The sequence below is a fragment of the Streptomyces boetiae genome, assembly GCF_031845405.1.
In the GTDB taxonomy this organism is placed as follows: Bacteria; Actinomycetota; Actinomycetes; order Streptomycetales; family Streptomycetaceae; genus Streptomyces; species Streptomyces boetiae.
The window spans coordinates 70,494-84,326 of the sequence record NZ_JAVREN010000018.1 but is presented as its reverse complement, the minus strand read 5'-3'; the positions used below and the strand labels follow the sequence as shown (position 1 = coordinate 84,326).

Genomic DNA, 13,833 nt, shown 5'->3' with positions numbered 1-13,833 from the left:
CCACCCGCACACGGGCCGCGTACACCACGACCCACGCACCGACGGTCACAACGGGACGGAAACACCGCATGACTGACCCCCGGACGGAGACGCTTGCGTTCGCCGAGAGTCCGGTTCAGCTGCTCAATACGCTGGAGTGGGCCCACGTGTCCGGGCCGGCCGACCTGACGGTGGTCATCCTCCCGCCCCACGACCCGACGAGCCGGGGCCAGCTGCGCCGGATGGCACAGCTGGCCCGGGACTCCGGGTGCCGGGTCCTGTGGCGCGAGGCCAGGGGCGGCGCGGCCACGCCGACCCGCGCCCTGGCCGCGCTGGCGGGCCCGCTGCGCCGGGCCCGCCGGCTGGTCATCGGCGACCCGTTCTCGCACTACCTCCAGCTCCTGCTGTCCCTGGCCCCGCCCTGCGACGTCGTCGTGGTGGACGACGGGACGGCCACCATGGAGTTCACCGCGCAGCTCGCCCGCGGCGAGCGGCTGGTGCGCTGGCACCGGCCGGCCGCCCGCGGCCCGCGCGCCGTGCTCTTCTCGCCCGTCGCGCGCCGGGCCGTGCGCCGCCTCACGCCGGGGCCCGGGCGCACGGTGGAGGTATTCAGCGCGATGCCGGTGCGCCCGATGGAGGGCATCACCCTCACCGACAACACCTTCTCCTGGACGCGTTCCCGCTTTCCCGCCCCTCGTCTGACCGGCGGCGCCGACCTGGTCGGCACCTCGCTGGTGGAAACGGGCGTCCTGCAGGAGGAGCGCTACCTCGGCGCCGTCGCCGAGCTGGTCGAGCGGCACGGCGTCACCCGGTACTTCGCCCACCGCAAGGAGAGCGGCGAGAAGCTGCGCCGCCTCGCGCGCCACGCCCGGGTGGAGATCGTCCGCCCCGACCTGCCGCTGGAGCTGGTCGCCCGGCGCGGGCCCATCGGCTCCACCGTCCTCAGCTTCCCCTCCACCGTGGTCCACACCCTGCCCCGGGTGCTGGCCGGCACCGGTACCGAGGTCGTGGTCTGCGAGATCGCGGACGGCTGGTACACCGATCGCGTGACCGAGCGCGCCAGCGGCTTCCTCTCCGAGGTGACCAGCACGGCCCGCGCCCTGCGCGGCAGCGACGGCCGGCCCGCCGTGACCTGAGGTCGCGCTGACCTGAGCCCGCCGTGACCCCAGGCGTGAAACGGCGCGCCTGGGACGTGAGATGCGTCACGGCACACTCGGGGGCGCCCGGGGACAAATTGTCTGTCCTACCCCTTCGCGCGCCGCCCCATGCCGCCGCGCGCTCCGTCCCGCGTATGAACTTTGCGTTATCCAGGCCCGGTTGACAGCCGCCCGGGTCTAGTCTCGGTCACGTGAGTGATCTGCTGTCCCCCGAGTCCACCCCGACGACACTCGACGCGGTCGACGGAGCGCTGCGCGGCGAGCTGATCGCCTTCCGGCGGGACCTGCACATGCACCCGGAGCTGGGCAACCAGGAGGTCCGCACCACCGCCGTCCTGCGGGAGCGCCTGGAGCGCGCCGGCCTCGCCCCCCGCGTCCTCGACGGCGGCACCGGCCTGATCTGCGACATCCGCCCCGCCGGGGCCGAGGGCCCGCTCCTGGCGCTGCGCGCCGACATCGATGCGCTGCCGATCCCGGACACCAAGGACGTTCCCTACCGCTCCACCGTCCCCGGCCGCGCCCATGCCTGCGGCCACGACGTCCACACCACCGTGGTGCTCGGCGCCGGCCTGGTCCTCGCCCGCCTGGCCGGGCGCGGCCTGCTGCGCCGCCCGGTCCGGCTGCTCTTCCAGCCTGCCGAGGAGGTCCTGCCCGGCGGCGCCCAGGACGCCATCACCTCCGGCGCGCTGACCGGCGTCGGCCGCATCCTCGCCCTGCACTGCGACCCCAAGGTGGACGCCGGCCGCATCGGCGTCCGCGTCGGGCCCATCACCTCCGCCTGCGACCGGATCGAGGTCACCCTCTCCGGCCCCGGCGGCCACACCGCCCGCCCCCACCTGACCACCGACCTGGTCACCGCCGCCGCCCGCGTCGTCACGGACGTTCCCGCCCTGATCGCCCGCCGCGCGGACACCCGCTCCGGCATCGCCGTCACCTGGGGCCGCCTCACCACCGGGCACGCGCCGAACGTCATCCCGCAGACCGCGCAGCTCTCGGGCACCATGCGCTGCCTGGACCTGGCCGCCTGGCGCACCGCCCCCGACCTGGTGCACGCCGCCGTCGACGAGGTCGCCGCGCTGTGCCGCGCCAAGTCCGAGCTCCAGTACATCCGGGGCGTCCCGCCGGTGGTGAACGAGGAGGAGTCCACCGCGCTGCTCGTCTCCGCCATGACCGCCCGCTTCGGCGCGCAGGCCGTCACCGGGACGGAGCAGTCCCTGGGCGGCGAGGACTTCTCCTGGTACCTGGAGCACGTCCCCGGCGCCATGGCCCGCCTCGGCGTCCGGGCCCCCGGCGACGCCTCCGCCGCCCCCCGCGACCTGCACCAGGGCGACTTCGACGTGGACGAGCGGGCCATCGCGGTGGGCGTGGACCTGCTGACCGGGGCGGCGTTGCTGGAATGACGCCTTCATGTTGCGTCCACGTTGCCATCACACCGATCTGATAACGGGACGAACGAGGGACTACCGCGCGGGTCTACGCGCGTTACGATGCGCGCAACAGCGCCGTAAGAGGCGCTTTCGAACGGAAGGGAACGCCCTCTTGCGCCGCGTATCCAGGCTCGCAGCAACGGTCGCCGCAACGGCCGTCCTCGCGCTCACCGCCAGCGCCTGTGGAGAGAGCTCCACGGAGAACAACGACCCCCCGGAGGACCGCGGGGCCGCGATCGCCTTCGACGTCGGAGGCCGCAACGACCACTCGTTCAACGAGGCCGCCGCCCGCGGCGGGGACCGCGCCGCGGATGAGTTCGGCATCGAGGTCGCATACGAAACCGCGGAGAACGGCGAGACCAACGCCGACCGTGTGCAGCGCCTGACCTCCCTCGCCGAGGCCGGCCACAACCCGGTCATCGGCGTCGGCTTCCTCTACGCGGACGCCGTGGCCGAGGCCGCCGAGCAGTTCCCCGAGACCACCTTCGGCGTCGTGGACGCCGCCCCCGAGGGCGACAACATCTACGGCATGACCTTCGCCGAGCACGAGGGCTCCTACCTCGCCGGCGTGGCCGCCGCCCTGACCACCGAGACCGGCCGGGTCGGCTTCATCGGCGGCGTGCAGAACACGCTGATCGGGAAGTTCCAGGCGGGCTTCGAGCAGGGCGTCGAGGACACCAACCCGGACGTCGAGGTCGAGGTCAACTACCTCTACCGCGACGACGACCGCGGCTTCAACGACTCGGCCCGCGCCGCGCAGCAGGCCGACGGCATGCTCGGCCGCGACGTGGACGTCATCTACACGGCGGCCGGCTCCTCCGGCCAGGGCTCCATCGAGCAGGTCGCCGGCGTCGAGGGCGCGTGGGCGATCGGCGTGGACTCCGACCAGTACCAGCAGCCGGGCCTGGCCGAGTACCGCGACTCCATCCTCACCTCGGTGGTCAAGGGCGTGGACGTGGCCGTCTACTCCCTGATCGAGAGCGTCGTCGACGAGGACCCGCTGTCCGGCCACCACGAGTACACGCTGGCCGAGAACGGCGTCTCCCTGGCCACGTCCGGCGGCTTCATCGACGGCATCGCCGAGGAGATCGACGCCGCCGCCCAGCGCATCGTCAACGGCGAGGTCGAGGTCCGCGACACCCCGTAGCCTCGGGCCGGCCGGGCCCTGGCCACCGGCTCCCCGGCGGGGCCTCCCGGCCGGAGGGCGGTGGCTCGTCCGGCCGGCACGGCTGGCAGCTCCAGCCGGGACCGCCCCGGCTCTCGCCGGGGCGGTCCCGGGCGGTCTGTCGGAAGGCGCCTGACCAGGGGCCCGGGCCCTCGGGCCGGCGAGCCCGCCGGGGCGTGGGAGCCCCCCGCGGGGGCCGCGTGCGGGCCGCGTCAGCGGGTAGCGTGCAGAACGGCCCCACGCAGTCCTGAACCATCCATCGCAGGAGTGTGCGTCATCGCAGCCACCAGCAGCCCGCCGCCCCCGGAGGCCCCGGCCGTCGCGCTGCGCGGGATCACCAAGCGCTTCCCCGGCGTCGTGGCCAACCACGACATCGACATCACCGTCCGCCGCGGCACCGTCCACGCCCTCGTCGGGGAGAACGGCGCCGGCAAGTCCACGCTGATGAAGATCCTCTACGGGATGCAGCGCCCGGACGAGGGCACCATCGCCGTGGACGGCGAGCAGGTCTCCTTCCGCAGCCCCGCCGACGCCATCGCCCGCGGCATCGGGATGGTCCACCAGCACTTCATGCTGGCCGACAACCTCACGGTCCTGGAGAACGTCGTCCTCGGCGCCGAGCGCGCCCACGGCATCGGTGCCGCCGCCCGCCGCCGCATCACCGAGCTGTCCGACACCTACGGCCTGGGAGTGCGCCCCGACGCGCTGGTGGAGGAGATCGGCGTGGCCGACCGGCAGCGCGTGGAGATCCTCAAGGTCCTCTACCGCGGCGCCCGCACGCTGATCCTGGACGAGCCGACGGCCGTCCTCGTGCCGCAGGAGGTGGACGCGCTCTTCCGCAACCTGCGCGGCCTGACCTCCGAGGGCCTGACGGTCCTGTTCATCTCGCACAAGCTGGGCGAGGTCCTGTCCGTGGCCGACGAGGTCACCGTCATCCGCCGCGGCACCACCGTCGGCACCGTGGCCCCCGATCAGACCACGCCCAAGCAGCTCGCCGAGCTGATGGTCGGCAGCGAGCTGCCCGTGCCGGAGACCCGCGAGTCCACCGTCACCGACCAGCCGATGCTCACCGTCTCCGGCCTGCATCTCTCGGGCCGCGACTCCGACGGCCTGCTGCGCGAGGTGCTGGCGGACATCGAGTTCACCATCCACCGCGGCGAGGTGCTGGGCATCGCCGGCGTGGAGGGCAACGGCCAGGCCGAGCTGGTCGAGGCCATCATGGGCATCCGCCGCCCCGACGGCGGCACCGTCACCCTGGACGGCCAGGACATCTCCCAGGCCCCCACCCGCCGCCGCCGCGAGGGCGGCATCGGCTACATCCCCGAGGACCGGCACCGCCACGGCCTGCTGCTGGAGGCGCCGCTGTGGGAGAACCGCATGCTCGGCCACGTCACCGAGCCGCCCAGCAGCCGCGGCCCCTGGCTGACGGCCCGCGACGCGCGGCGCGACACCGAGCGCATCGTCGCGGAGTACGACGTGCGCACCCCCGGCATCGAGGTGACGGCCGGCTCCCTCTCCGGCGGCAACCAGCAGAAGCTGATCATCGGCCGCGAGATGAGCCACCACCCCAAGGTGCTGATCGCCGCTCACCCCACGCGCGGCGTGGACGTCGGCGCCCAGGCCCAGATCTGGGACCAGATCCGGCAGGCCCGCCGCGAGGGCCTGGCCGTGCTGCTGATCTCGGCCGACCTGGACGAGCTGATCGGCCTGTCCGACTCCCTGCGGGTGATGTACCGCGGGCGGCTGGTCGCCGAGGCGGACCCGGCGGCCGTCACCCCCGAGGAGCTGGGCACCGCGATGACCGGCGCGGCGGGCCGTGCCGACGACGCCCCGGCCACGGACGTTCCGTCCGGTAACGCCCCGGCCGACGAGGCCGCACCCACCGCGAGCGAGGAGGAGGGGACGGCCGATGAGCAGGAGCGCTAACGGCCCGCTGCGCCGCGTCGACCGGGAGAAGGTGGTCCTCGGGCTGGCCGCCCCCGTGCTGGCGCTGGTGCTGGCCCTGGCCGTCATCTGCCTGGTGATGGCCGCCACCGGGGACAACGCCTTCCGCGCCTTCGGGATCATGGCCGACTACGGCTCGAAGAGCGACAGCCAGGTCCACATCATCAACCGGGCCATCCCGTACTACCTCTCCGCGGCGGCCGTGGCCATCGGCTTCCGGATGAACCTCTTCAACATCGGCGTCGAGGGCCAGTACCTGGTGGCGGCCTTCTTCGCCGCCGCGGTCGGCGGCGCGCTCGCCTGGCCCGGGGTGATCCAGATCCCGCTGATCCTGCTGACCGCCGTGTTCTGCGGCGCGGTCTGGTCGGGCATCGCGGGCGTGCTGAAGGCCACGCGCGGCGTCAGCGAGGTCATCACGACGATCATGCTGAACGCGGTGGGCACGCTGCTGATCGCCTACTTCCTCCAGCAGGGCCGCCTCGCCGAGCGCGAGGAGAACATCCTCCAGACCCCGGACATCCCGGACTCCAGCTTCTTCTTCGAGTTCCCGACCACCCCGGTGGCCCTCCACGGAACGCTGGTGCTGGCCGTGGCCGTCGGGCTCGCGTACTGGCTGGTGCTGGGCCGCACCCGATTCGGGTTCGACCTGCGCGCGGTCGGCCGTTCCGAGCCCGCCGCCGAGGCCAGCGGCGTCAGCGTCAAGCGCACGGTGATCACCGCGATGGTGCTCTCCGGCGCGGTCGCCGGCCTGGTGGGCATGCCCGCCCTGCTGAACGACGCGGGCACCTACAGCAACGCCTTCCCCGCCGGCTTCGGCTTCACCGGCATCGCCATCGCCCTCCTGGGCCGCAACCACCCGGTCGGGATGGCGCTCGCGGCCCTGCTGTGGGCGTTCCTCGAACACACCAGCATCCGGCTGGACCGCGAGGGCTTCGACCAGGAGATCGTCGGCGTGATGCAGGGCATCATCGTCCTGTCCGTGGTCATCGCCTACGAGGTCGTCCGGCGCTGGGGCCTGCGGCGCCAGCAGCGGCTGGTCGGCGAGCGCCTCGCCGGCCAGGCCCGTCCCTCCGGCAGCGACGACCCGGCGGAGGTCTCCGCATGAGTTCCAACCTCTCGACCTTGACCGACCGTGTCCGGCCCCGCGGCCGGGTCGAGGAGGGCCGCCGCCGCGGGCCCCGCCTCCCGGTCGTCCTCCTGCTGCTGGCCGGGGCGCTGCTGCTGCTGTCCGTGGTGCGGGCGGTCACCGACCAGCAGAGCGTGACCTCGCCCGACCAGTGGGGGGCCGCCCTGACCGTGGCCGCCCCGATCGCGCTGGCCGGCCTCGGCGGCCTGTGGGCGGAGCGGGCCGGGGTGATCAACATCGGCCTCGAAGGCATGATGATCCTGGGCCTGTTCACGGCCGGGGCCGTCGGCTGGCAGTACGGCCCCTGGGCCGCGGTCGCCGCCGGCGTGGCGGGCGGGGCGCTCGGCGGGCTGCTGCACGCCGTGGCCACCGTCTCCTTCGGCGTGGACCACATCGTCTCCGGCGTGGCGATCAACATCTCGGTGCCCGGGATCGTGCAGTACCTCGCCAAGCTGTGGTTCGCGGCCGAGGGCAGCGAGGCCGCGGCCCGCGGCGGCACGGACGGCGAATCGCCGCAGATGGAGCGGATGGAGCCCTTCTCGGTGCCGGGCCTGTCCGGGTGGCTGGGAGATCTGGACGAACGCGACTGGTTCCTCGTCTCGGACGCGGCCGGCATCCTGCGGGCCGCCGTGCACGAGGTGTCCTGGCTGACGCTGATCACCGTGCTGCTCTTCGTCGGCTCCTACCTGGTGCTGTGGCGCTCGGCGTTCGGCCTGCGGCTGCGCTCCTGCGGCGAGAACCCGGAGGCGGCCGAGTCCCTGGGCGTCAACGTCTACCTCTACAAGTACGCGGCGCTGATCGTCTCCGGCGGCCTGGCCGGGCTCGGCGGCGGCTACCTGGCCGTGCTGGTGCGCCGGTACCTGGAGGGCCAGGCCGACGGCCGCGGCTACCTGGGCCTGGCGACGATGATCTTCGGCAACTGGCGCCCGGCCGGAGTCGCCTCGGGCGCGGGCCTGTTCGGCTTCATGGACGTCCTCCAGACCCGCGACCCCTCCGTGGTGCACGCGATGCTGCTGCTGTTCGCGCTGGCGCTGCTGTCGTACGTGGGCTGGCTGCTCTACCGCGGCCGGCGGACGGCGGCCCTGACCACGGGCGCCATCGGCGGCCTGCTGTGGGTCTGGTACGCGGTCACCGACTCGCTGCCGCCCGAGCTGGTCGAGGCCATCCCCTACCTGACGACGCTGCTGGTGCTGACGCTGTTCGCGCAACGCCTGCGCCCGCCCAAGGCCATCGGCCGGCGCTATCGCCGGGGTGAGGGCGGATGAGCGCGCCGGTCGCCTCGGCGGCGTACGAGGACGCGGACTGGGCGCGGCTGCGCGCCGCGGCGCGCGAGGCGATGGAACGCGCCTACGCGCCGTACTCGAACTACCGGGTGGGCGCCGCCGCCCGCGTGGACGACGGCCGGATCGTCAGCGGCTGCAACGTGGAGAACGCCTCCTACGGCCTCTCCCTGTGCGCCGAGTGCGGCCTGGTGTCCGCGCTCCACGCCACCGGCGGCGGGCGGCTGACGCACTTCACCTGCTGCAACGCCGCGGGCGAGGTCATCACCCCCTGCGGTCGCTGCCGCCAGCTCCTGATGGAACACGGCGGCCCCGGCCTGTGGCTCCAGACCCCGGAGGGCCCGCGCACCCTGGGCGAACTCCTCCCGCAGTCCTGGCGGTTGGACCACCCGGTGCCCCCGGACGCCGACGCGGCCGGTGCCTGAACCCCGGCCGCGGCCCAGGGCGTCGCCCCGCCGCGGCGGCCGGGCGCGCCGAAGGACACCGAGACAGTGAGGACCCCGCAACACCCCATGGACGCGATCACCATCATCCGCGCCAAGCGCGACGGCCACGCCCTGACCCCGGAGCAGATCGACTGGGTCGTCGCGGCCTACACCGCGGGCGAGGTGGCCGACGAGCAGATGTCCGCGCTGGCCATGGCCATCCTGCTCAACGGCATGACCCGCCCCGAGATCGCCCGCTGGACCGCCGCCATGATCGCCTCCGGCGACCGGATGGACTTCTCCTCCCTGCCGCTGCCCACCACGGACAAGCACTCCACGGGCGGCGTCGGCGACAAGATCACCCTGCCCCTGGCCCCCCTCGTCGCCGCCTGCGGCGCCGCCGTCCCGCAGCTCTCCGGCCGGGGCCTTGGCCACACCGGCGGCACGCTGGACAAGCTGGAGTCCATCCCCGGCTGGCGCGCGCGCCTGAGCGGCCCCGAGATGCTGGGCGTTCTCCGCGAGGCCGGCGCCGTGATCTGCGCCGCGGGGGAGGGCCTGGCCCCGGCCGACCGGAAGCTGTACGCGCTGCGGGACGTGACCGGCACCGTGGAGTCCATCCCGCTGATCGCCTCCTCGATCATGTCGAAGAAGATCGCCGAGGGCACCGGCGCGCTGGTCCTGGACGTGAAGGCCGGCTCGGGGGCGTTCATGAAGACGGAGGCCGACGCCCGCGAACTGGCCGAGACCATGGTCGAGATCGGCGCCGACCACGGCGTGCGCACCGTCGCCCTGCTGACCGGCATGTCGACGCCGCTGGGCCTGACCGCGGGCAACGCCCTGGAGGTGCGCGAATCGGTGGAGGTGCTGGCCGGCGGCGGCCCGGCGGACGTCGTGGAGCTGACCCTGGCCCTGGCCCGCGAGATGCTGGACGCGGCCGGCCTGAAGGACGCCGACCCGGAGCGGGCGCTGGCGGACGGCTCGGCGATGGACCACTGGCGCCGGATGATCTCCGCCCAGGGCGGCGACCCGGACGCCCCCCTGCCCACCGCCCGCGATACGCACACCCTGGCCGCCCCCGCCACCGGCGTGCTGGCGGAGCTGGACGCGTACGCGGTCGGCGTGGCCGCCTGGCGCCTGGGCGCGGGCCGCAGCCGCAAGGAGGACCCCGTCCAGGCGGGCGCGGGCGTGGAGTTGCACGCCAAGCCGGGCGACCGGGTGACCGAGGGCGCCCCGCTGCTGACGTTGCACACCGACACCCCCGAACGCTTCGGCGCCGCCCTCGCTGAGCTGACGGACGGGGGCGCGTTCCGGATCGTCCCCGAGGGCGCGCCCGCGCCGGAGGTGCGTCCGGTCGTCCTCGGGCGGATTTCCTGACGCTTCGAAACGTTCACGGACAAGCCTCGTCCGACTGTCTGTAATGTCGGAATTTTTGCCATGATCGTTCCCGATGGCTAGTACCCTGAAGAACGGTTTCGGCGGATCGGCACGGCAGGAGGTGATGCTGCGATGCGCAGTGAACCTCCCAGTCATCCCCCGCGCCGCGCCTCCCCGCCCAGGTTCTGACGCCGCCTGGGGCGGCAGGCGTGTGCGCGCACCTCGGATGCCCGTGACCGCCTTCCGATCCCCGGGGGATGCCTCGCCATGACCCACCTGCCCGCGCTGCTGGAGGAGCACGACCTCGCCGGCGCGCTGGAGTGGCTGGAGACCCAGCCGCCCTACGCGATCGCCGACGAGATCGCCCGCATGGACGCCGTCGAGTCCGTCATCACCTTCCGCCTGCTGGACAAGGACCGCGCCCTCGAGGTCTTCGAGGAGCTGGAGCCCGTGGACCAGCAGCAGATCCTGGAGGGCCTGCGCGACCAGGCGTTCCGCGATCTGGTCGAGAACATGGACCCCGACGACCGGGCCCGGATGCTGAAGGAGGCCCCGGCCAAGGTCGCCAAGCGGGTCCTGGCCGGCCTCTCCGCGCACGAACGCCAGATGACCGCCGCCCTGCTCGGCTACCCCGAGGGCTCGGTCGGCCGTTACATGACCCCCGAGACGGTTGCCCTCCCCGACGACCTGACGGTGGGCCAGGCCCTGGAGGTCGTCCGCCGCCGGGGCGGCCAGGCCGAGACGATCTACACCCTGCCGGTGGTCGACCGCAGCCGCCGCCTGAAGGGCATCGTCGAGCTGCGCGAGCTGGTGCTCAGCGAGCCGGAGGCCATGGTCGCCACCCTGGTGGTCACCGAGCCGCCCAAGTCCCGGGCCACCGACCGCGCCGAGGACGCGGCCCGCCTGATGCGCGAGACCAACGTCCTCGACCTGCCCGTCGTGGACAGCGAGGACCGCCTCGTGGGCCTGCTGACCAGCGACGACGCCTTCGAGGTCATCGAGGCCGCCGACACCGAGGACGTCGCCCGCCAGGCGGGCGCGGAGCCGCTGGAGCGGCACTACATGTCGGCCGGCGTCTTCCAGCTCTCCCGCACGCGGATGCTGTGGCTGCTCCTGCTGCTGGTCGCAGCGACCCTCACCGTCTCGGTGACCCAGATGTACGAGGGCGAGCTGAACGCCGTCACCGACCTGGCCCTGTTCGTGCCGCTGCTCATCGGCACCGGGGGCAACGCCGGGGCGCAGGCCGCCACGGCCGCGGTCCGCGCGCTGGCGGTCGGCGAGGTCCGCACCGGCGACCTGCTGAAGGTGGTCTGGCGCGAGTGCCGCACCGGCCTGCTCCTGGGCTGCATGCTGGCCGTCGTCGGCTTCGCCGTCGGCTCCTTCTTCGTCGGCCTCGACGTGGCCGCCGTGGTCGGCATCACCCTCGTCGCCATCTGCGCCTGGGCCTCCACGGTCGGCGGCACGATGCCCCTCCTGGCCAAACGCCTCCGCATCGACCCGGCCGTCGTCTCGGCCCCCATGGTCACGACCCTGGTGGACGCCACGGGCCTGGTCATCTACTTCACGATCGCCCAGGTGGTGCTGGGGATCTGAGCGCGCCGCCGGGTCGCGGCCGGAAGTGCCGCGACCTCTGCACTACCCCAGGGGTCCGGTGTACGGTGGGGGGCGTGACTACCCCCAGCGAGGAGCTTCCCTTCACGGAGTTCATCCAGCGGCCCACGGCCGCGACCGGGCGGCTCAGTTCCGTCCGGGCGCTGCGCCTGCGGCGGCGGGATGCCGATGATCTCGTGGTGATGCGCGCCGAGCGGGCCGATCGGGAGGGCGAGGTCGTCGACTTCACGGCCCGGCTGCTCGTCTCCCTGCTGCACAGGGAGGGCGGGGCGGGGCTGGTGGAGTCGGTCCTTCCCGAAGTTCTGCCCTGGGTGCGCTTCCTTCCCGACGCCGATATCGGGGTCTTCGCGGCCGAGCTGGCCGAGATCGCCTTCGCCGCCGCGGCCCTGGGGAACACCGGGCCGGTGGCGCAGCTGCTGGTCGAGTGGCAGCACACCGCCGAGGTGCACGCCGACCCCGAGCTGCACGCCTGGCTGTCCCGGCCGAGCGGCCAGGACTACGGCCCGGCCCTGCCCCCCGAGGACGGCCAGTGACCCCTAAGCGGGGCGAGCGCGCGGCACCGCCGCCGCTCCCGGAGGAGTTCGACGTCCGCTTCGACAACGCCGAGAGCGCCAAGGGCTGGGAGGAGCTGGCCCGTTCGGCGCCGGGCAACCTCCGCCGGGCGTTCGACGCCATCCGGGCGCAGCCCCGTCCCGTCCCGCCCACGCCGCGGCACCACCCGCTGCGCGGCAGCCTCGGGCGGGTCGCGCGGCGGGGCGTTCTCCTGGAGCAGTGGCAGGTCGAGGTCACCGCCGGCGGCCGCGTCTGTTATCTCGTCGACGACGAGGCCCGCACCGCCTGGATCACCTACGCGGGCACGCGCCACCCCAAGGCCACCGACGCCTGACGGCGGTCACCCGCACCCGCCCGGCCCTCCGGGGCGGGTGCGGGGAGGCAGGAGGGGCACCAGCAGGAGCGACGTGGCGATGAGGACGCCGCCGGCCAGGAAGGCGCGGGCATAGCCCTCGGCGGGGGTGCCGGAGGTGGCGGCGGCCGAGAGGAGGGACAGGCCCAGGACCGCGCCGATCTGGCGGGAGGTGTTGATCAGGCCCGCCACCGCGCCCGCGTCCGCGGGCGGCGCCCCGGCCGTGGCCGTCTCCGTCAGGGGCGTCAGCATCAGCCCCACGCCCGCCGCCATCGGCAGCGCCGGCAGGGCCACGGTGGCGACGTACCCCCCGCCCTCCGCCAGCACCGCCCCCTGCCACAGGAAGCCCGCCGCCATCAGCACCCCGCCCGCCACCACCATCGACCGGCCGCCGAAGCGGGCCATCAGCGCGGGCGCAAGCTGGGACCCGGTGATCACCCCGGCCGTGTGCGGCAGGAAGGCGAGCCCCGTCTCGACGGCGCTGTAGCCCAGGACGTTCTGCATGTAGAGCGTCAGGAAGTACCACATCGCGAAGCTGCCGGTCATCGCGATCAGCGTGATCAGGTTGCCCACCGCCACGCTGCGGACCCGGAAGAGGCGCGGCGGCATCAGCGGGTCGCGCCCGCGCGCCTCCACCGCCACGAACGCCGCCAGCGCCACCGGCCCGCCCAGCAGCGGCACCAGCGTCTCGGGCGAGGACCACCCCGCCGTCTCCGTGCCGGTGATCCCGTACGCCAGCGCGGCCACGCCCCCGGTGACCAGCGCCGCCCCGGGCAGGTCGAGCGCGGGGCGCGCGGCACGTCCGTTGCCCGGTTCGCGCAACGCCACGAGCACCAGCGCGCCCACCAGCAGCCCGACCGGGACGTTGATCAGCAGCACCCAGCGCCAGGAGGCCCAGTCGGTCAGCGCCCCGCCGATCAGGCCGCCCGCAGCGCCCCCGGCCGCGCCGGTGGCCGTCCAGGCGGCGATGGCCCGGGTGCGGGCGCGGCCCTCGGGCAGCGTGGCGGTGATCAGGGACAGCGTGACCGGCGCGAGCACGGCCGCGCCGACGCCCTGCGCGGTCCGGGCGGCGATCAGCGCGCCGCCGCCGCCCGCGAGCCCCCCGGCCAGGCTGGAGGCGGTGAACAGGCCAAGGCCCGCCAGGTAGACCGGCTTGCGCCCGAAGAGGTCCGAGGCCCGGCCGCCCAGCAGCAGGAAGCCGGCGAACGTCAGCGCGTAGGCGTTGACCACCCACTGCAGGCCGGCGGCGCTCAGGTCGAGGTCGTCGCGGATGCCGGGCAGCGCGACGTTGACCACGGAGACGTCGAGCACGACGAGGAACTGCCCGACGCAGGAGGCCAGGAGGACCGGCCAGACGCGGGCGGTACCCGGGTTCGGCGGAACGCTGGTGGTGGGGCGGGTTCGGCTCATGGCTGCCATCGTGCGCCCCCGCGCGCGCTCC

General features: G+C 74.0%; 12 protein-coding genes. 11 read left to right on the top strand and 1 reads right to left on the bottom strand.

Features of this window, described 5'->3' with window-relative positions:
* Positions 1-68 precede the first annotated feature (68 nt).
* The 11 genes from RM780_RS14435 (at position 69) to RM780_RS14385 (ending at position 12,374) form a co-directional block, all read left to right on the top strand.
* On the top strand, positions 69-1,115 hold the full coding sequence (locus RM780_RS14435) for a hypothetical protein (protein WP_311631097.1): 1,047 nt from the start codon (positions 69-71) through the stop codon (positions 1,113-1,115).
* Between the two features lie 212 nt (positions 1,116-1,327).
* Positions 1,328-2,536 (top strand): amidohydrolase, encoded by a 1,209-nt coding sequence (locus RM780_RS14430; RefSeq protein ID WP_394812969.1) that lies wholly within the window; start codon positions 1,328-1,330, stop codon positions 2,534-2,536.
* A 139-nt stretch (positions 2,537-2,675) separates the two neighbouring features.
* A complete protein-coding gene (locus tag RM780_RS14425; protein ID WP_311631096.1) occupies positions 2,676-3,710 on the top strand; it encodes a BMP family lipoprotein in 1,035 nt (344 codons plus the stop codon).
* Positions 3,711-3,995: 285 nt separating this feature from the next.
* Positions 3,996-5,654 (top strand): ABC transporter ATP-binding protein, encoded by a 1,659-nt coding sequence (locus RM780_RS14420; protein WP_394812968.1) that lies wholly within the window; start codon positions 3,996-3,998, stop codon positions 5,652-5,654.
* Positions 5,638-6,777: an ABC transporter permease gene (locus RM780_RS14415; RefSeq protein WP_311631095.1), complete on the top strand. Its 1,140-nt coding sequence runs from the start codon at positions 5,638-5,640 to the stop codon at positions 6,775-6,777. The genes RM780_RS14420 and RM780_RS14415 overlap by 17 nt, the downstream gene beginning before the upstream one ends.
* Positions 6,774-8,063 (top strand): ABC transporter permease, encoded by a 1,290-nt coding sequence (locus RM780_RS14410; RefSeq protein WP_311631094.1) that lies wholly within the window; start codon positions 6,774-6,776, stop codon positions 8,061-8,063. The genes RM780_RS14415 and RM780_RS14410 overlap by 4 nt, the downstream gene beginning before the upstream one ends.
* Positions 8,060-8,503: a cytidine deaminase gene (locus tag RM780_RS14405; protein ID WP_311631093.1), complete on the top strand. Its 444-nt coding sequence runs from the start codon at positions 8,060-8,062 to the stop codon at positions 8,501-8,503. Before RM780_RS14410 ends, RM780_RS14405 begins: the two co-directional genes overlap by 4 nt.
* An 87-nt stretch (positions 8,504-8,590) precedes the next feature.
* Entirely contained in the window at positions 8,591-9,877 is a 1,287-nt protein-coding gene (locus RM780_RS14400; RefSeq protein ID WP_311631120.1) for a thymidine phosphorylase, read from the top strand.
* A 267-nt stretch (positions 9,878-10,144) separates the two neighbouring features.
* A complete protein-coding gene (gene mgtE, locus RM780_RS14395; protein WP_311631092.1) occupies positions 10,145-11,470 on the top strand; it encodes a magnesium transporter in 1,326 nt (441 codons plus the stop codon).
* Between the two features lie 74 nt (positions 11,471-11,544).
* Positions 11,545-12,021, top strand: a complete 477-nt coding sequence (locus RM780_RS14390; RefSeq protein ID WP_311631091.1) for a hypothetical protein — start codon at positions 11,545-11,547, stop codon at positions 12,019-12,021.
* Positions 12,018-12,374, top strand: a complete 357-nt coding sequence (locus RM780_RS14385) for a hypothetical protein (protein ID WP_311631090.1) — start codon at positions 12,018-12,020, stop codon at positions 12,372-12,374. Before RM780_RS14390 ends, RM780_RS14385 begins: the two co-directional genes overlap by 4 nt.
* A gap of 6 nt (positions 12,375-12,380) precedes the next feature.
* Here RM780_RS14385 and RM780_RS14380 read toward each other — a convergent pair whose 3' ends face one another.
* Complete coding sequence (locus tag RM780_RS14380; RefSeq protein WP_394812967.1) at positions 12,381-13,811, bottom strand: MFS transporter; 1,431 nt, start codon at positions 13,809-13,811, stop codon at positions 12,381-12,383.
* Positions 13,812-13,833 lie beyond the last annotated feature (22 nt).

Coding starts and splice junctions, on each gene's coding strand:
- RM780_RS14400 (WP_311631120.1), top strand. CDS start 8,591: ATGGACGCGATCACCATCATCCGCGCCAAGCGCGACGGCCACGCCCTG.
- RM780_RS14380 (WP_394812967.1), bottom strand. CDS start 13,811: ATGGCAGCCATGAGCCGAACCCGCCCCACCACCAGCGTTCCGCCGAAC.
- RM780_RS14415 (WP_311631095.1), top strand. CDS start 5,638: ATGAGCAGGAGCGCTAACGGCCCGCTGCGCCGCGTCGACCGGGAGAAG.
- mgtE (WP_311631092.1), top strand. CDS start 10,145: ATGACCCACCTGCCCGCGCTGCTGGAGGAGCACGACCTCGCCGGCGCG.
- RM780_RS14435 (WP_311631097.1), top strand. CDS start 69: ATGACTGACCCCCGGACGGAGACGCTTGCGTTCGCCGAGAGTCCGGTT.
- RM780_RS14405 (WP_311631093.1), top strand. CDS start 8,060: ATGAGCGCGCCGGTCGCCTCGGCGGCGTACGAGGACGCGGACTGGGCG.
- RM780_RS14410 (WP_311631094.1), top strand. CDS start 6,774: ATGAGTTCCAACCTCTCGACCTTGACCGACCGTGTCCGGCCCCGCGGC.